Genomic DNA, 17,276 nt, shown 5'->3' with positions numbered 1-17,276 from the left:
AGCACCGGTCGAGAGCGATGATTTCGGTGTTCTTGAAGATGCCGAACGTCTCCGCGGTCATGCCGCCGTTGCACGTAGTCGGCAAGCGCCTCCGAGTACGCGGCGGAAGAGCACTCGTAGAACGAGCTTTGAGTAAAGAGCGCTCACGAAGAGCGGTCAAGCCCGTGTGTCACTCATCGGCCTTCCTGGCGGTGGCCATGGCGCGCTCGGTCTCCCAGAACGCCCGCATCGACACGATCAGCCCGTCCTCACGCACCCGGTAGACGAACACGCCGTCGGTGTCGACGCGATAGCCGCCGGGCAGATACGTCGTGATCGTCCCGACGTTCGCGACCTCGTCACCGGCCGCGTGGGAGTCGCGGATGGTGAACTGGAAGCGCTCGACGTTCGCGATCGTCTTGTCCCAGAAGGCACTGATCCCGTCTTGCCCATGGTGGCCTTTGCCCTCCTCGTCGAACATGGACGGGCCGATCGGGTCCTCGACGACGGCGTCCCCGGCGAAGAGTTCGAGCCAGGCGGCCTTGTCCCCGGCGGTGACGGCGGTCATCGAGCGGAACGCGGCCTGGCGCGCGGGCGGCTGTGTGGCGGCCGGATCCCAGCAGACGTCGACACCCATGGTTCAGTCTCCGATCTTCGCGATGATCTCGTCGCCGAACTTCTTGATGGAATCCAGCTTCGGGCCGACTTCGGCGTCGAAACCGAGGCCGTCGAACACCCACGGCATGGTGATGATGTCGGTGACGCCGATGTCGCCCTGCTCGCGATAGCCGTCGAGACCGAACTTGTCGATGCAGACGGCCTGGTACTCGAACGGGTCTTCGGCGCGGCCCTGGTCGGCCAGCAGCCCGCGCAACTTGACGATGGTGTCGCGGAGGTCGTCGAACTTCATCATCGCCGACGACCAGCCGTCGGCGACCCTGGCCGCCCGGCGCAGCGCGACGTCGGTGTGGCCACCGATGTAGAACGGCACGCGCGACGGCGGCGTCGGGCTCATCCGGAGCTTGTCGAAGTCGAAGAACTCGCCGTGGAACTCGACCATCCCGCCGCCAAGGATCAGCCGCAGCACCTCGATCGCCTCGTCCACGCGCTTGCCGCGCTTCTCGTACGGGGCGCCGCACCAGCGGAACTCCTCCGGCGACCAGCCGACGCCGAGCCCGAGGCCGAAGCGGCCGCCGGTCAGCGCCGCGACCGAGTTGACCTGGCGTGCCAGCAGGACCGGATTGCGGGAGCCGAGTTTGAGCACGGAGGTGTAGAACGTGAGCCGTTCGGTGACCGCGCCCATCGAGGCGGCCGCGACCAGCGGATCGGCCCACGGCGTCTCCTCGGTCCAGAACCGGCTGCCGTCGGGTGTGTACGGATAGTCGGCCGAGACCGTTTCGGAATAGAACAGGGAATCCGGGAGTGCGATCGAGGAGAACCCCGCCTCTTCGGCGGCGCGGGCGAGCTCGCCCAGCTGATCGAGCGGATTCATCGCGATCGACAGGGTGAACTTCATGAAACCGAACTATAACGTGTTCTAGTTTGCCCCGCCAGTGCGCGCGGTGACCGGGAGCACTGACGGGAACCCCCGGCACACCGGCCGCGTTGATCCGGCAAAGGCCGAACGATTCCTGGAGTGAACCCATGGGCACCGCGATCTTCCTGATCGTGCTCCTCGTCGTCGTGGTCGGCGGCGGCATCTACTTCGCGAAATCCCAGGCGGCGGCCAAGAAGCGCCAGCTGGACGACGCGAAAGCCGACGCACGGCGCCTCGTCGAGCGACTCGGCGGTCAGGTCATGAACATCACCGGCACGGACACCGCCTCCCAGCAGGCAATGGCGGACGCGTCCGAACGCTTCACCGCGGCGGGCTCCCAGATGGAGCAGGCGCAGTCCATCGAGCAGGCACGGCTGGTGCGCGAGACGGCCATCGAGGGCCTCTACTACGTCCGCGCCGCCCGGCTCGCGATGGGCATGGACCCCGGTCCGGAACTGCCCGGCAGCGAAGAGCGCGACCGCGCTGGCAAGGTCACCGAACACCGCTCCGTCGACGTCGAAGGCGAGCACTACGAGGCTTCGCCGGACCCGAGCCAGCGGACGCCGCACTACTACCCCGGTGGCCGCGTGGCCGGCCGTCCGGTACCGCAGGGCTGGTACAGCGAGCCGTGGTGGAAGCCCGCGCTCGTCGCCGGTGCCTGGGGTCTCGGTTCGATGCTGCTGTTCAGCGCGATGTTCTCCGGCATGGCCGGCATCGCGAGCGCGTCGGCCTGGGAATCGGGCTACGACGCGGGCCAGGAGGACGCCGGGGCCGCCGATGGCGGCGGTGACGCGGGTGGTGACGCCGGTGGAGACACGGGCGGGGACGCCGGTGGGTTCGACGGTGGCGGCTTCGATGGTGGCGGCTTCGATGGTGGCGGGTTCGATGGCGGCGGGGGCTTCGACTTCTAAGCCCTGAGAGATGTTATGAACGGACCTTTCATAACAAAATTTGTTATGAAAGGTCCGTTCATAACAGGCCTTTCCACCCTGAGCCGTGCGATGTCCGGCCAGCGCGTGAAGGCCCCCTTGTCGCGCGGAGTCCGCGGCCCAGACGTGGGGCGCCCCACAGCCTCGATGCTATGAACGGCCCGTTACTTGCAAAATTTGCAAGTAACGGGCCGTTCATAGCATCCGGTGGGGGCTCAAGCGGGCTGGCAGGTGGGGCACCAGAAGAGGTTCCGAGCGGCCAGGTCGCTCCGCAGCACTGGAGTCCCGCAAACCAGGCACGGCTCCCCCGCCCGCCGGTAGACGTAGACCTCGCCCCCATGCCGGTCCTGCCGCGGCGCGCGGCCGGTCGCCTCGGGCAGGTGCTCCGGCGCGACCGTGTCGATCCGTCCCACCCGGACACCGTGCCGCATGAGCGTCACGAGATCCGCCCACATGTCGTCCCACAGCCCGCGATCGAGCGCGCGACCGGGGACGAGCGGGGCGACACCGTGCCGGAACAACACCTCGGCGCGGTACACGTTGCCGACGCCCGCCAGGACGGACTGGTCCATCAGCAACGCCGCGATCGACGTCTTGGAGCGGGAGATCCGTTCCCACGCCTTGTCCGGCTTCGCGTCGCGGCGCAGCGGGTCCGGTCCCAGCCGGGCCTTGATCGCGTCGACGCGCGGCGCGTCCAGGAGTTCGCACTGGTTCGGTCCGCGCAGGTCGGCGGAATGCGTCGGGCCGACCAGCCGCATCCGCACCTGGCCGATCGGTTCGCCCACCGGCAGCGGCTCGTCGGAGAACGTTCCGTACAGGCCGAGGTGGATGTGCACCGTCCCGTGTGGACCGTAGTCGTGGAACAGGTGCTTCCCGTACGCCTCGGCCTTCACCAGCACCCTGCCGTCCAAACGGGACGCTTCGGTGCCGAAGCGTCCCTGCGGGCTGCTTACTTCGACAGGGTGACCGGCGAACCGGCGTTTGTGCAGACGTGCCAGGCGATGGAGCGTGTGCCCCTCGGGCATGTCAGTGCTCGGGCAGCGGCGGCGGCCAGCCGGTGTTCTCGTAGTCCAGGATCTGCTGGACGCGGCGACCGTGGCGCTCGTCCGGGCTCGGCGGGGTCGCGAGGAACGCCTCGACGATCTCGGTGGCCTCTTCGGTGGTGTGCATCCGCGCGCCGACGCCGATCAGCTGGGCGTGGTTGTGCTCGCGGGTGAGCTTCGCGGTCTCGACGCTCCACGCGAGGCCGGCGCGAGCGCCCTTGACCTTGTTGGCCGCGATCTGCTCGCCGTTGCCGGAACCGCCGACGACGATGCCGAGGCTGCCCTCGTCCGCGACGACCCGGCGGGCCGCCTCGATGCAGAACGCGGGGTAGTCGTCCACCGCGTCGTAGACGAAGGGACCGACGTCCTCGACGTCGTGGCCCTGCTCCTTGAGGTGGGCCACGAGGTGGTTCTTCAGTTCGAAACCGGCATGGTCGGAGCCAAGGTAAACACGCACAGCGCGGAGTCTGCCATCACGTTCCGGCGCGGGCATGCTGTGGGGGTGGACATCAGGCTCGAATGGGGACCAGAAGGCGTCGGAGCACTGAGCGCCGACTGCGCGGTACTGATCATCGTCGACGTACTTTCCTTCTGCACCACAACGGATCTCGTCCTCGGCAACGGCGGACGGGTGCTGCCCGTTCGCTGGCGCGACCATCGCGGCGAGACCGAAGCGAAAGCAAGGGGCGCCATCCTCGCGGGTGAAGGCGAGTGGACCTTGCGACCTTCGTCTGTGACCGAGATCCCTTCCGGCACGCTCCTCGCGCTCCCCTCCCCCAACGGCGCCACGCTCTGCGACGCCGCCGCCACGACCGGTGCCGAAATCCTGGCGGGATGCCTGCGCAACGCCTCTGCCGTCGCCGCCCGCGCGGCCGAACTCGCGGACGGGCGTCCGATCGGCGTCATCCCGGCCGGGGAGCGCTGGGGGATCGACATGCACACCGAGGCCAAGACGTTCGGACCGCTGCGGCCCTGCGTCGAAGACCACCTCGGCGCGGGCGCGATCGTGGCCGCGCTGAGCGGCTACGGCCGTCTGTCCGCCGAAGCCCGTCTCGCGGCCGTCGCGGCGAAAGCGACCGACATCCCTGAAGCGCTGGCAGAGTGCTCCTCAGGGCGCGAGCTCGCCGCGGCCGGGCACGGGAACGACGTCACCCTCGCCGCACAGCTCGACACGAGCAGCACGGTTCCGGTGCTGCGCAACGGAATTCTGGAGGACCTGTGACTTGGCTCGAACTCGCGGACGGCGTGTACGCCCGCCGCTACGAGGAACTGGACCTGACCGTCGGCCTGGTCGTCGGCACTGACCGCTGCCTGGTCGTCGACGTCCGCGGCGACGTCGAGCAGGGCGCCGAACTCGCCGCGGCGGTGCGGGAGGTCACGCCGCTGCCGTGGTCGGTCGTCTACACCCACGCGCATTTCGACCACGCCTTCGGCACGACGGCGTTCCTGCCCTGTGACGTTTGGGCGCACGAAGGCTGCCTGACCGAGCTGACCGAATTCGGCGAGCAAGCACGGCTCAAGTGGATGGCGAAAATGGAGTCCGAGAACCGGCCGGAGATGGCGGCGGCGCTGGAGCGCACTGTGATCACCATGCCCGGCCGTCTGGTCACCGACACCGCCGAGATCGACCTCGGCGGCCGCGTGGTCGTGCTGCGCTTCCTCGGCCGCGCCCACACCGATCACGACCTGTTCGTGCAAGTCCCTGACGCCGGGGTCATCTACGCGGGCGACGCAGTCGAGAACGCCGAAGCGGGCTTCAGCGCATACTCCTTCAACGAGGACAGCTCGCTCATTGAGTGGGTCGGCGTGATGGACGCGATCCTCGCGCTGGAGCCGAAGACCGTCGTCGCCGGACACGGAGACCCGGTCGACACCGCCTTCATCGAGAAACACCGAGAAGGGCTTCGGGAACTCATCGCACTCAAGGCGCAGATCGCCGCGGGCGACCTCACGACGGACGAAGCCGTCGCGAGGTCCTCCTACCCCGGCGATGTCACCACGGCCGCGCTCGCGACCTCTTAATCAGCGTCTCTCAAAGCGCGCTTTCGGATTTCCGCAGCCGGGCCGCGGCATCGGCTGGTCACTCACTCAGCCGTGTCAGCGGCCCGCCTCCGCAAATCCGAGGCCTCCGGCCGAAAAGAAACGCGCGCGCGTACCCTCGCCCAACCCGCCAACCTCAGGTTGGGAGACACGCCCTAATCGAAGTTGAGATCCCCGCTCCGGGTGCGCTTCAGCTCGAAGAAGTCCGGGTAGCTCGCCAGCGCGCGGGCGCCGTCGAAGACCTTGACGGCGTCCTCGCCGCGCGGGATCGAGCTGAGCACCGGGCCGAAGAAGGCGACGCCGTCGATGTGGATGGTCGGAGTACCGACGTCCATTCCGACCGGATTCATACCTTCGTAGTGACTCTTTTTCAGCGCTTCGTCGTACTCGGTCGACTCCGCGGCGTCGGCCAGCTCAGCCGGGGCGCCGATGGCCTCGAGGGTCTCCTTGATGACCTTCGGGATGTCCTTGTCACCCTGGTTGTGATGGCGGGTGCCGAACTCCGTGTAGAAGTCGCGCAGGGCCTCCTCGCCGTTCTTCTGCGCCAGCGCGGTCGCGACGCGGACGGGGCCCCAGCCGCTGTCGAGAAGCTCCTTGTACTGCTCAGGAAGGTCCTCACGGCCGCTGTTGAGCTCGGACAGGCTCATGATCCGGAACCTCAGGTCGAGGTCGCGGTGCTTCGCCACTTCGAGGATCCAGCGCGAGCTGATCCAGGCGAAGGGACAGATCGGGTCGAAGTAGAAGTCGACCTTGGTCGTCTCGGACGGGGCGGTCATCAGGTTCTCCCAGTGCCATCGTCTGCGGGTGGGCCGGTACACACAGAGTGCTACACAGCGGCCAACATCGGGGCCATCGGCGTTGTTCCCGTCGTCAGCACCGGCCTCCGCATGATTGGATGCCGGTAGTTGGAAACCAAAACCGATACCGATGACCAGAGGTGCCAGTGCCCGCCCCCAACCTGACCCGAGACCAAGCCAAGCTGCGCGCGGAGCTGCTCGACGTCGAGTCCTACGACATCGAGCTCGATCTGACCGACGGCCGCGGCGGTCCCGGTGAGAAGACCTTCACGTCGAAGACGACGATCAAGTTCGCGAGCGCCAGAAGCGGCGAAGCGTCGTGGATCGACATCGTCGCCGAGGGGATCGAGTCGGCCGTACTCAACGGGACGGACCTCGACGTCAGCGGGTACGTCGAGGACAAGGGCGTCGAACTGCCTGGCCTCGCCGAGTCGAACGAACTCGTCGTGGACGCGGTCTGCCGGTACATGAACACCGGCGAAGGCCTGCACCGGTTCGTCGACCCGGTCGACGACGGCGTCTACCTCTACACGCAGTTCGAGACCGCCGACGCCAAGCGCATGTTCGCCTGCTTCGACCAGCCCGACCTCAAGTCGGTCTACCGGCTCACCGTGCTCGCGCCGAAGGACTGGAAGGTCATTTCGAACGCGCTGGTCGAGTCGGCCGAAGAGACCCCGGAAGGGGCCGTCCGCACGGTTTTCGCCGTGTCCGAGCGGATCTCGACGTACCTGGTCGCGCTGATCGCGGGCCCGTACAGCGAGTGGCGCGACGAGTACTCCGACTCCCTCCGCACGATCCCGCTCGGCATCTACTGCCGCTCCTCGCTCGCCGAGCATATGGACGCGGACAAGCTGTTCACCGAGACCAAACAGGGTTTCGCCTTCTACCACGAGAAATTCGCGACCCCGTACCCGTTCTCCAAGTACGACCAGCTGTTCGTGCCCGAGTTCAACGCGGGCGCGATGGAGAACGCCGGCGCCGTCACCTTCCTGGAGGACTACGTCTTCCGGAGCCGCGTCACGCGCTACGCCTACGAGCGCCGCGCCGAGACGCTGCTGCACGAGATGGCGCACATGTGGTTCGGCGACCTGGTCACCATGCGCTGGTGGGACGACCTGTGGCTGAACGAGTCGTTCGCGACCTTCGCGAGCGTGCTGGCCCAGGCCGAGGCCACCGAGTACAAGAACGCGTGGACCAGCTTCGCGAACATCGAGAAGTCGTGGGCGTACCGGCAGGACCAGCTGCCCTCGACGCACCCGATCGCCGCGGACATCGTCGACCTGCACGCGGTCGAGGTGAACTTCGACGGCATCACCTACGCCAAGGGCGCGAGTGTCCTGAAGCAGCTCGTCGCGTACGTCGGGCTCGATCACTTTCTCGAAGGCCTGAAGGTCTACTTCGGCAAGCACGCCTGGGGCAACGCGACCCTCGCGGACCTGCTGGGCGCGCTGGAAGAGGCCTCCGGCCGCGACCTGTCGTGGTGGAGCGCGCAGTGGCTGGAGACCACCGGTCTCAACTCGCTGAGCCCGCGCTACGAGATCGGCGCCGACGGCGCGTACACCGCCTTCGCCGTCACGCAGACCGGCGCCAAGCCGGGTGCCGGTGAGCTGCGCACGCACCGCGTCGCGGTCGGTGTCTACGACGAGGACGAGAACGGCAAAATCGTCCGCAAACACCGCGTCGAACTCGACGTCGACGGCGAGCGCACCGAGGTGCCGGAGCTGGTCGGCCTCCCCGCGGGCAAGCTCGTGCTGGTCAACGACGACGACCTGACCTACTGCACGATGCGGCTCGACCCGGCGTCGCTGACCACGCTGATCGATCGCATCGCCGACATCACCGACCCGCTCCCCCGCACGCTGTGCTGGTCGGCGGCGTGGGAGATGACGCGTGAGGCCGAGCTCAAGGCCCGCGACTTCGTCACGCTGGTCCAGCGCGGCGTGCACACCGAGACCGAGGTCGGCGTGGTGCAGCGGCTGCTGTTGCAGGCGCAGACGGCGCTGAACTCGTACGCGAACAAGGCGTGGGCGGCGGACAAGGGCTGGCCGGAGTTCAGCTCGCGGCTGCTGGAGCTGGCGCAGGGCTCGGAGGCCGGTTCGGACCACCAGCTCGCCTTCGTGAACTCGCTCGCGGGGTGCGTGCTCGACGAGAAGACGCTTCAGATCATCGCGGGCTGGCTCGACGGCACGGCGCCCTTGGAGGGCCTGACCGTCGACACCGACCTGCGCTGGCGCCTCTTGCAGGCGCTCGTCGCGCACGACAAGGCGGAGAACCCCGAGATCGACGCGGAACTCGCCAAGGACGACACCGCCGCCGGACGGCGTCAGGCGGAGCGCTCGCGGGCGCTGCGGCCGACCGCCGACGCGAAGGCCGACGCGTGGCAGCGGGCGGTGTACGACGACGAGCTGCCCAACGCGGTCAGCGACTCGCTCATCACCGGCTTCTCCCACCCTGGCCAGAAACACCTGCTCGGCGACTACGTGACGCGCTACTTCGACGTCATCGACGAGGTGTGGCAGCGGCGCTCCAGCGAGCGGGCCCAGCCGACCGTGGTCGGGTTGTACCCGTCGTGGGCCGTCGAACCGGCGACCGTGACGGCGTCGGACGAGTGGCTGACCGGGGAGCACCCGGCGGCGCTGCGCCGTCTCGTGTCGGAAGGCCGGGCCGGGATCGTGCGGGCGCTGGCCGCCCGTGAGTTCGACTCGCAGGCCGGGCTCTAGTCCCGAAGTGCACTGAAGGGGCCCTTCACCGCATGTGATGCGATGAAGGGCCCCTTCAGCTCTGGCCGAGTCCGACCGTGTGTTATCCGTCCAATCACAGGTGTCATCCGTCTGGAGCGGCCTCGAGAACGGCGCCTTGGCTCCGTGGGCGGGTTCCACAAGCAGTGAAGGCCTCCTTCCCTACCCTCAAGGTAGGCAAAGAGGCCTTCACTGCTCGGAGGTGCTTAGCGCTGCGGAGCGCCCGCCTGGTCGCTCAGCATCCGCAGGGCGTTCACGAGGCCGCCGACGAGGTCGCCTTCCTTGAAGGAGGCCACCATGCTGGCCACGGCGAGCTTCGCGCCGCGGTCGGGCAGGCGGTGCCGGGCCTGCGAGCCCGTCACGATCTCGATGGCGCGCTGGCCGGGCGACACGGCGACGACCACGGAGTCGGCCGGGTCGTCGGTCGAGGCCAGGAGGCCTTCGGCGGTCGCGCGGGTGTCTTCGCCGAGCTCGCCGAGGTACACGCTGAAGTCGAGGCCGGTCTCGCGGCTGGCAAGGGTCAGCGCCTCGTCCAGCCGGGCAAGCTGCTGGGTCGAGAATGGGCTGATCGGCCCAGCCGGTTCGTACATCTTGGCGGCGGAAACCCGGCCGCTGGAGGTAACGGCGGCGCCGTAACCGGGCTCTTCGTCAACAGCGGTGGACGAATGGGTCAGTTCACCAGTTGCCACGAGCGCCTCCCGTCACCGAAGTTCCGCCCGCCGCGCCGATGGCGGTCGCGCCACCCACGTTCGCGTGCGAATGCTTGGCGCCGACACCGTCGGGGTTGGCGCTCCACCACATGGCCGGGTACTCCCACGGCTGCCCCGGCCGGTACCGGGCGACGCCCGCGCCCTTCGACCGCAGCGTGGCCACCCCGCAAAGCGCGTAGATGACCAAGGGGATCACCGCGAAGACCAGGATCGTCTCGACAAGGTTCACGCGCGTGAGCGTATCCGATGCCGACGGACCGCACCCGATCGCACGGGCACCTACCGTTCGTCGTCCGAACGGGTCCGTCCGCCGCTTGCCGCGAAAGCGCTCCCACGTTGGGGCGAAGCCCTCAAGGCCGAAAGGTTGCAACTCAACGTACGGGCGGCCGCACCCGGCGATGTCGTCTTGTCGCGGCCTTGAAATCCTCGTAGCTTTTTCACCTGTACGGGCCTTGCGCCCAGCTCTCTCACCCCAGCAGGTAACGCACCGGTCGCAGGAGGACACGTCATGCAGAGCACCCAGACACCCGGCCAGGCGATCATCGACGACATTTCGTCACTCTTCGAAACTGGATTCACCCCCGGAACGCGTGTGACGGCGGGCACACGGGTTACTCGCGGTACTCGTGTCACTCGCGGTACGCGGGTCACCGCCGGAACCCGGGTCACCCGTGGCACCCGCGTGACCCGAGGCACTCGCGTCACGGCAGGCACTCGCGTCACCCGTGGCACGCGCGTGACCGCAGGCACTCGCGTCACCTGCGGAACCCGGGTCACTCGCGGCACGCACGTCACCCGTGGCACTCGCGTCACCTGCCAGAGCGACTTGTCCCTCGCCGCCTGAGCAGTAGCAAGACCGGCGTACCTGTAGCGGTGCAGAGCTTCACCACGGCATCATCGGCTCGCCCCGGCCGCCCAAAGGCAGCCGGGGCGCCGACGTGTAGAGAACGGGATCAGGCCGCGGTTCCGAGGTACGGCCGCCACAACGGGTCGGCCTCCTTGGAATGGGCGAGCAGCCGCCAGTGCGGCCCGTGCGGGGCCCTCGGCACGACGCGCAGGCGCCAGCCGATCTCGGAGAGCAGCTTGTCCGCCTTCCGATGGTTGCACTTGGCGCAGCAGGCCACGCAGTTCGTCCAGCTGTGGGGACCGCCACGACTGCGCGGGACGACGTGGTCGATCGTCTCGGCCCGCCCTCCGCAGTAGGCGCAGCGGTACCGGTCGCGATGCATGAGCCCGGCCCGGGTCAGCGGTACCTGCGCGCGGTAAGGCACGCGCACGTAGGTACTCAGCCGGATCACCGAGGGCACGGGCAGCGAGACCGAAGCGGCGTGCAGTTCGAGCCCCGCGGGGTCGCCGTGCACCACCTCTGCCTTGCCGCACATCACGAGCACCACCGCGCGCCGCAACGGCAGCGCCGTGAGCGGCTCGAACGTGGCGTTCAACAGCAATACCCGTCTGCGGCCCCATGACGACGCTGTAGTCGTAGTGGGTACCGCCGAAGTCGACGGATCCCGCCCTCTACGCTGTCCGGGCGGGCGGGCAACACCCCCTGGCCGCGTTCCCGGCCCGCCCGGTGGGGCCCCGTGCGAGGGGGCACCTCCCGGATGAGCGCGCAACACGACCTCCGGCGCCTGTCCGGCCAAGGCTTGGCTCGGGACGCCGAGGGGGATGGGTTGTCGGTCTGGCACTCGACCACCTCCACCGGTGCAGGCATAGTCGACCACAGATCAGCCCCAAAGCGCACGTGTGTTACTGGACGTGTCACCTGCGCGCGACCCGGCGGCCATCCGGAATCGGGTATTCCGAATCCCGCCGCGCCGGACAGTGCGAACGAACCCCGCCGAGCACGAAAGGACATTTCTTCTTCGTGAACCTGCTGCCTACCGAACCCCCGGCTTGCACACGAGAAGTCGGCAGCCTGTGTTACCAGGTGTTCCAGGTCACAAACAACGAATGGCTCTCCGCGTCGGCGGGCTGGGTGCTGACGAAGCCGATCAGGATCCTGATGATCATGGCCGTGGCGTTCCTGCTGCGGTACCTGGTCTGGCGCGTGATCAACCGCGTGACGCGGATGCCGAGCGGCTCCAAGAAACTGCCCGCCCTGTTGAGACCGCTGCGGGAGAAGGCTCCCGAGGTGCTCGGGTCGGCGGTGATGGAACGACGCCGCCAGCGCGCCGCCACGATCGGCTCGGTGCTCAAGTCGATGGCGACGTTACTGATCTACGGCATCGCGTTCATCCTCGTGCTGGGTGAATTGGGCATCAACCTGGCGCCGATCATCGCCTCCTTCAGCATCGTCGGTGTCGCGCTCGGTTTCGGCGCGCAGAACCTCGTCAAGGACTTCCTCTCCGGCATCTTCATGATGATCGAGGACCAGTACGGCGTCGGTGACGTCGTCGACGTCGGCGAGGCGTCGGGAACCGTCGAGGCGGTCGGCCTCCGGATCACCACCCTGCGTGACATCAACGGCACCGTCTGGTACGTCCGCAACGGCGAGGTGCTGCGGGTCGGCAACTCGAGCCAGGGCTTCGCGGTCGCCGTCGTCGACGTCCCGCTCAGCTACTCCGCCGACGTCGAGAAGGCCATCGAACTGATGGCCGAGAAGTCGACGGCACTGCTGGAGAGCGAGGCGCTGGCGCCCAACGTGCTGGAGCCGCCCGAGATGCTCGGTGTGGAGACCGTCACGCCCGAAGGCATCAAGGTCCGCATGACAGTGAAGGTCCGCCCTGGCAAGCAGTGGGCCGTGCAGCGCGCGCTGCGGGGGCACCTGCTCGCCGCACTCGACGAAGCGGGCTTCGAACCACCTCTGGGGCGCTTTATGTCGTCCGGCCCCGCAGGCCAGTAGGACAAGGGCAGAATGGAGCTGTGTCCGTGACCGAACCTGACCCCGCCACCGTGTACGAGGCGATCGGCGGTGAACCGGTGTTCACCCGGATCGTCGCGCGGTTCTACGCCGAAGTGGCGGTCGACGAGGTGCTTCGCCCGCTGTATCCCGAGGAGGACCTCGGCCCGGCCGAGGAGCGCTTCCGGCTGTTCCTCATGCAGTACTGGGGCGGCCCGCACACCTACTCGGACCAGCGCGGCCACCCGCGGCTGCGGATGCGGCACGCGCCGTTCAAGATCGGCCCGATCGAACGCGACGCCTGGCTGCGCTGCATCAAGATCGCGGTCGACGAGGAGAACATCGAGGAGCCCTACCGCGGGCAGTTGTGGGCGTACCTGGAGATGGCCGCCAACAGCATGATGAACAGTTTCGTGTGATGGAGCGCGGCGTGACTTGGTGGGACCAGGCGGTCTTCTACCAGGTCTACGTGCGCTCGTTCGCCGATTCCGACGGGGACGGCGTCGGTGACCTCGAAGGCATCCGCGGCAAGCTCGGGTACCTGGAGCTGCTCGGGGTCGACGCGCTGTGGCTGACGCCGTTCTACCGCTCGCCCATGGCCGACCACGGTTACGACATCGCCGATCCACGCGACGTCGACCCGATGTTCGGCACCCTCGGCGACTTCGACGTGCTGCTGACCGAGGCGCACAAACGCGGCATCAAGGTCACCATCGACGTCGTCCCCAACCACACCAGCAACACCCACGCCTGGTTCAAATCGGCGATGGCGGCGCCGCCGGGCAGCCCGGAACGGGATCGCTACATCTTCCGTGACGGGCTCGGCCCGCGCGGCGACCTGCCGCCGAACAACTGGGTCAGCGCGTTCGGCGGCCCGGCGTGGACCCGGATCCCGGACGGCCAGTGGTACCTGCACCTGTTCTCGCCACAGCAACCGGACCTGAACTGGTCGAACCACGAGGTCGCCGCCGATCTGGAGCGCACCCTGCGGTTCTGGCTGGACCACGGAGTGGACGGCTTCCGCATCGACGTCGCGCACGGCATGGCGAAACCGCCGGGCCTGCCGGACATGGACCCGCGGGTGAACGCGATCGGGCCGAGCGAGTTCTACGACCCGCGGTTCGACAACGACCGCGTCCACGAGATCCACCAGATGATCCGCAAGGTGCTCGACGAGTACCCGGGCGCGATGGCCGTCGGCGAGATCTGGGTGACCGACGAGAAACGCCTCGCGCGCTATCTGCGACCGGACGAACTGCATCTGGCGTTCAACTTCCGGCTCGTGCTCACGCATTTCGACGCGGACGCGCTGCGGACGGCCATCGAGCGGTCCTTGGCTGTGCCGAAGTCGGCCGGGGCCCCTGCCACCTGGACGCTGAGCAACCACGACGTCTGGCGGCAGGTCAGCCGGTACGGCGACGGTGAACGAGGGGTGCGGCGGGCGCGGGCGATGGCGCTCGTCGAACTCGCGCTGCCCGGGACGATCTACCTGTACAACGGCGAGGAACTGGGACTCGGCAACGTCGACCTCCCACCCGACGCGCTCGCGGACCCGCGCGCCAAGACCTCCGGCGCCGAATTCGGCCGGGACGCGTCGCGGGTGCCGTTGCCGTGGGAAGGCGATCGGCCGCCGTTCGGTTTTTCGCGGAATCCGCGGACGTGGCTGCCGATGCCGGCCTCGTGGGCGTCGGTGACCGTGGAAGCTCAGCTGGAGGACCCAGCGTCGACGCTGTCGCTGTACCGGCAGGCGATCGAGATCCGTAAGTCGCACAAGGCTTTCAGCGGCGAAGACCTGGACTGGTACGGCGCACCGGCCGGATGTTTCGCGTTCCGGCGGCGGGGCGGCGGGCTGGTCTGCGCGCTGAACACCTCGGCGAGCCCGATCGCGCTGCCGCCGGGCGAGGTGCTGCTGTCGAGCGTGCCGCTGGAGGACGGGAAACTACCGCCGGACGCCGCCGCCTGGCTGGTCTGAGCGTCCCCTTGAGTGCGGTCCCGGATGCTATGAACGGCCCGTTACTTGCAAAATTTGCAAGTAACGGGCCGTTCATAGCATTACCGGATCAGTTGTTGAAGCCCGGGTGCAGCTTGTACTGCGTCTGGGCGTTGAACTGGTTCTGCCGGACGAGCTTCGCCGGGAAGGTCCGCCAGTCGTTGAGGTCCAGGACGTCCAGGCCCTTCACGATGTCGGACGAGAAGATGTAGCCGTTGTACCAGTACGCCGACCAGGTGCCACCGCCGACGAGCTTCTCGTTCGAGAGCGGGCCCCGCTCCCAGTACGCGATCTCCTTCGGCTTCGTCGAGTCGGTGAAGTCCCACACCGAGATGCCGCCCTGGTACCAGGACTGGACCATGATGTCCTTGCCCGGCACCGGAACCAGCGAACCGTTGTGCGCCACGCAGTTCTCGGTCTCGGACTGGAGACGCGGGATCTTGTAGTAGCTGCGGAACTCCAGCTTGCGGTTGTCGCCGCGGCCGGTGATCTCGTAAATGCCGTTGGCGCCGCGGGTGGGGCCGAACTTCTCCAGGCAGGTCGCCATCCCGCCGCCGCCGAGCTCGTCGGTGAAGACGACCTTGGTGGCGTCGTTGTTGAAGGTGGCGCTGTGCCAGAACGCGAAGTTCACGTTGTCCTGGACACGGTTGATGACCCGCGGCTTGAGCCGGTCGGAGATGTCGAGCAGGACGCCGTCACCCATGCAGGCACCGGCCATGAGGTCCTTCTCCGGCAGCGCCGTGAGGTCGTGGCAACCGGTGGTCGCCGAGCGGCGGGTGCCGTCGGGGTTGGTGCCGCCGGGGTTGCCACCGTCGTCCGGCGGGAACAGCACCGGCGTCGCGACGAGCGAAGCCTTCGCCGGGTCCTTCACCGGGACCTTGACGATGGAGAGCTTGTCGTGCGGCGGCTGGCAGTCGGGCAGGTTGGCCGCCGGCGCGTACGACGAGACGTAGATGTAAACGTCCTTGCCGCGCTTGTCCGGCACCACGGTGTTGGTGTGCGAACCGCAGTCGGTCTCGACAGCCGCGACGTACTTCGGCGCCGCGAGGTTCGAGATGTCGAAGATCTTGATGCCCTCCCACGCCGACTTGTCCGACGTGGGCTTCGCGACGCTGTTGCACGAGTTGTCGCTGCGTGCGTAGTCCGTCGACAGGAAGAGCAGGTCGCCGGAGATCGACACGTCGTTCTGCCCGCCGGGGCAGAGGACCTGGCTGACGATCTTGGGGCGGTAGGGGTTGCGGACGTCGAAGACGTTGAAGCCGTCGTACGTGCCGATGATCGCGTGACCCTTGGTGAACGCGATGTCGGTGCCGGTCGAGTCCTTGGTGAACGGTCCCTGCTGCGGGACGTTCGCGATCGACCGGAGATTCGGGCTGTGGACGATCTCGTCCACCCCCGGGATCGTGGTCGCCGACGGCTCCGCGACGACGGCCGGCGCGACGAGCGCGCTGGAGGCCCCGAGGGCGGCGACCGCGGCCGCCGACACGAAGACCCTGGTCAAGCGGCGTTTCAGCCCAGGCTGCAGCACGATATGGCTCTCCTTCCACCCAGCTTTACGCGAACCTTATTCCTTATTTAGGCTCAGCAGATACCGACCAACGGAGGATCTCCCGGGATGAAAAAGAGTTTGACAACCGTGCTGGTCACGGCGGCTTTCGTCGTCTCGGGTTGCACCGCCGACGAACCTCCCGCCGCGCCCGCGTCGAGTGCGCCGGTGATCGCCCCCGGGAAGCCGGGTGAGCAGGCGGGCACCGGCACTCCCGGCCCGGTGAACCGCGATCGGCCCAACGAGGCCGACGTCGAGTACATGACGATGATGATCCCCCACCACCAGCAGGCGAAGGTGATGACCGACCTGGTGCCGGGCAAGACGGCGAACGAGCAGATCCGGGCGATCGCGGGCCGGATCTCGGTCGCGCAGGACGGTGAGGTCACGATGATGAAGACGTGGCTGTCCGACCGCGGCAAGCCCGTCCCCGGCGAGGGCCACGAAGGCCACGGCGGCCATCACGATCACGCGCTCATGCCGGGAATGGCGACCGACGCCCAGCTGGCGGAGCTGCGCGCGGCGAGTGGCGTGGCGTTCGAGAAGCTGTTCCTGGACCTGATGATCGCGCATCACACGGGTGCGCTGACCATGGCCGAGACCCAGCTCGGCAAGGGGGTGGAGGTCAAGGCGCAGGAGATGGCGCAGGAGGTCATCACCGGCCAGTCCGCCGAGATCGAACGCATGAAAACCATGCGCTCGAAGCTCTGACCCCTCCGCAATTCGGCACCTACTTGCGGTAGTTGGCGTCGCGAACTACCGCAAGTAGGTGCCGCATTGCGGAGGGTCAGGCGTCGCCGGAGGAGCCCATGTCGCCGTAGCCGGGGTCGTCGGAGTCGTCGAGGGTGCCCGAGACGATCCAGGTCGCCAGCGCGGCGGCCTGGACGTAGGGCGCCGCCTTCGCCGCGGCCCGTCCGGCCGATTTGGCGCGACCCCACTTCTCCGGGCGTTCGGCGCGTTCCGGCGCCTCCTCGCCCGGCGGGCGCTCGGTCCGCCACGGCGTCTCCTCCGGCCGGACCTCGGCGAGGAAGTCCGCGGTCGGGTCTTCCCCGTCCTTACCGGCGTCCTTGTCGCTCATGGGGACAGCCTGACACCGCGGGCGGCCGGAAGCCACCCGCGGTGCGA

At 68.0% G+C, this 17,276-nt stretch carries 18 protein-coding genes; 8 read left to right on the top strand and 10 right to left on the bottom strand.

Annotation, left to right across the window (positions count from 1 at the left end):
* Nucleotides 1–169 precede the first annotated feature (169 nt).
* The gene (locus tag ACLARN_RS31995) at nucleotides 170–616 is read right to left on the bottom strand and encodes a nuclear transport factor 2 family protein (RefSeq protein ID WP_409495198.1); all 447 of its coding nucleotides are present in this window, start codon (nucleotides 614–616) and stop codon (nucleotides 170–172) included.
* 3 nt (nucleotides 617–619) lie between these two features.
* Nucleotides 620–1,495: a TIGR03619 family F420-dependent LLM class oxidoreductase gene (locus tag ACLARN_RS31990; protein WP_409495197.1), complete on the bottom strand. Its 876-nt coding sequence runs from the start codon at nucleotides 1,493–1,495 to the stop codon at nucleotides 620–622.
* Nucleotides 1,496–1,623: 128 nt separating this feature from the next.
* On the opposite strand from ACLARN_RS31990, the gene ACLARN_RS31985 reads away from it, so the two are divergent.
* Nucleotides 1,624–2,427: a hypothetical protein gene (locus ACLARN_RS31985; RefSeq protein ID WP_409495196.1), complete on the top strand. Its 804-nt coding sequence runs from the start codon at nucleotides 1,624–1,626 to the stop codon at nucleotides 2,425–2,427.
* 233 nt (nucleotides 2,428–2,660) lie between these two features.
* Here ACLARN_RS31985 and ACLARN_RS31980 read toward each other — a convergent pair whose 3' ends face one another.
* A complete protein-coding gene (locus ACLARN_RS31980; RefSeq protein ID WP_409495195.1) occupies nucleotides 2,661–3,470 on the bottom strand; it encodes an Fpg/Nei family DNA glycosylase in 810 nt (269 codons plus the stop codon).
* Nucleotide 3,471: 1 nt separating this feature from the next.
* Nucleotides 3,472–3,945, bottom strand: a complete 474-nt coding sequence (locus tag ACLARN_RS31975) for a ribose-5-phosphate isomerase (RefSeq protein ID WP_409495194.1) — start codon at nucleotides 3,943–3,945, stop codon at nucleotides 3,472–3,474.
* A gap of 45 nt (nucleotides 3,946–3,990) precedes the next feature.
* Between ACLARN_RS31975 and ACLARN_RS31970 the strand changes: the two genes are divergently transcribed.
* Both ACLARN_RS31970 and ACLARN_RS31965 read left to right on the top strand, forming a co-directional pair.
* Complete coding sequence (locus ACLARN_RS31970) at nucleotides 3,991–4,710, top strand: 2-phosphosulfolactate phosphatase (RefSeq protein WP_409495193.1); 720 nt, start codon at nucleotides 3,991–3,993, stop codon at nucleotides 4,708–4,710.
* On the top strand, nucleotides 4,707–5,510 hold the full coding sequence (locus tag ACLARN_RS31965) for an MBL fold metallo-hydrolase (protein ID WP_409495192.1): 804 nt from the start codon (nucleotides 4,707–4,709) through the stop codon (nucleotides 5,508–5,510). The genes ACLARN_RS31970 and ACLARN_RS31965 overlap by 4 nt, the downstream gene beginning before the upstream one ends.
* A gap of 173 nt (nucleotides 5,511–5,683) precedes the next feature.
* Here ACLARN_RS31965 and ACLARN_RS31960 read toward each other — a convergent pair whose 3' ends face one another.
* Nucleotides 5,684–6,304 (bottom strand): disulfide bond formation protein DsbA, encoded by a 621-nt coding sequence (locus ACLARN_RS31960; protein ID WP_409495191.1) that lies wholly within the window; start codon nucleotides 6,302–6,304, stop codon nucleotides 5,684–5,686.
* A 167-nt stretch (nucleotides 6,305–6,471) separates the two neighbouring features.
* On the opposite strand from ACLARN_RS31960, the gene pepN reads away from it, so the two are divergent.
* Nucleotides 6,472–9,045, top strand: a complete 2,574-nt coding sequence (gene pepN, locus ACLARN_RS31955; RefSeq protein ID WP_409495190.1) for an aminopeptidase N — start codon at nucleotides 6,472–6,474, stop codon at nucleotides 9,043–9,045.
* Between the two features lie 224 nt (nucleotides 9,046–9,269).
* Here pepN and ACLARN_RS31950 read toward each other — a convergent pair whose 3' ends face one another.
* The 3 genes from ACLARN_RS31950 to ACLARN_RS31940 form a co-directional block, all read right to left on the bottom strand.
* Nucleotides 9,270–9,752 carry a DUF5130 family protein gene (locus ACLARN_RS31950; RefSeq protein WP_409495189.1) on the bottom strand — a complete coding sequence of 161 codons (483 nt, stop codon included), beginning with the start codon at nucleotides 9,750–9,752 and terminating at the stop codon, nucleotides 9,270–9,272.
* The gene (locus tag ACLARN_RS31945) at nucleotides 9,739–10,002 is read right to left on the bottom strand and encodes a hypothetical protein (RefSeq protein ID WP_409495188.1); all 264 of its coding nucleotides are present in this window, start codon (nucleotides 10,000–10,002) and stop codon (nucleotides 9,739–9,741) included. The genes ACLARN_RS31950 and ACLARN_RS31945 overlap by 14 nt, the downstream gene beginning before the upstream one ends.
* A 724-nt stretch (nucleotides 10,003–10,726) precedes the next feature.
* Nucleotides 10,727–11,221 carry an HNH endonuclease gene (locus ACLARN_RS31940; RefSeq protein WP_076166009.1) on the bottom strand — a complete coding sequence of 165 codons (495 nt, stop codon included), beginning with the start codon at nucleotides 11,219–11,221 and terminating at the stop codon, nucleotides 10,727–10,729.
* Nucleotides 11,222–11,640: 419 nt separating this feature from the next.
* Between ACLARN_RS31940 and ACLARN_RS31935 the strand changes: the two genes are divergently transcribed.
* Genes ACLARN_RS31935 through ACLARN_RS31925 form a run of 3 tightly spaced genes read left to right on the top strand, consistent with a single transcriptional unit; the run spans nucleotide 11,641 to nucleotide 14,587 of the window.
* On the top strand, nucleotides 11,641–12,618 hold the full coding sequence (locus ACLARN_RS31935; RefSeq protein WP_409495187.1) for a mechanosensitive ion channel family protein: 978 nt from the start codon (nucleotides 11,641–11,643) through the stop codon (nucleotides 12,616–12,618).
* Between the two features lie 20 nt (nucleotides 12,619–12,638).
* The gene (locus tag ACLARN_RS31930) at nucleotides 12,639–13,034 is read left to right on the top strand and encodes a globin (RefSeq protein WP_409495186.1); all 396 of its coding nucleotides are present in this window, start codon (nucleotides 12,639–12,641) and stop codon (nucleotides 13,032–13,034) included.
* Nucleotides 13,034–14,587: a glycoside hydrolase family 13 protein gene (locus tag ACLARN_RS31925; protein ID WP_409495185.1), complete on the top strand. Its 1,554-nt coding sequence runs from the start codon at nucleotides 13,034–13,036 to the stop codon at nucleotides 14,585–14,587. Before ACLARN_RS31930 ends, ACLARN_RS31925 begins: the two co-directional genes overlap by 1 nt.
* 88 nt (nucleotides 14,588–14,675) lie before the next feature.
* Here the strand turns inward: ACLARN_RS31925 and ACLARN_RS31920 are convergent, their stop codons facing one another.
* On the bottom strand, nucleotides 14,676–16,133 hold the full coding sequence (locus tag ACLARN_RS31920) for an LVIVD repeat-containing protein (protein WP_409495184.1): 1,458 nt from the start codon (nucleotides 16,131–16,133) through the stop codon (nucleotides 14,676–14,678).
* Between the two features lie 87 nt (nucleotides 16,134–16,220).
* Here ACLARN_RS31920 and ACLARN_RS31915 point away from each other — a divergent pair, with 87 nt between their 5' ends.
* Nucleotides 16,221–16,862, top strand: coding sequence for a DUF305 domain-containing protein (locus ACLARN_RS31915; RefSeq protein WP_409495183.1), 642 nt, complete (start codon nucleotides 16,221–16,223; stop codon nucleotides 16,860–16,862).
* A 76-nt stretch (nucleotides 16,863–16,938) separates the two neighbouring features.
* Here the strand turns inward: ACLARN_RS31915 and ACLARN_RS31910 are convergent, their stop codons facing one another.
* On the bottom strand, nucleotides 16,939–17,229 hold the full coding sequence (locus ACLARN_RS31910) for a hypothetical protein (RefSeq protein ID WP_409495182.1): 291 nt from the start codon (nucleotides 17,227–17,229) through the stop codon (nucleotides 16,939–16,941).
* Nucleotides 17,230–17,276 lie beyond the last annotated feature (47 nt).

The organism is Amycolatopsis sp. cmx-11-12, assembly GCF_046269425.1.
Classification (GTDB): Bacteria; Actinomycetota; Actinomycetes; order Mycobacteriales; family Pseudonocardiaceae; genus Amycolatopsis.
Note: the sequence above shows the minus strand (reverse complement) of the source record. Positions and strands in the feature narration are given on the sequence as shown.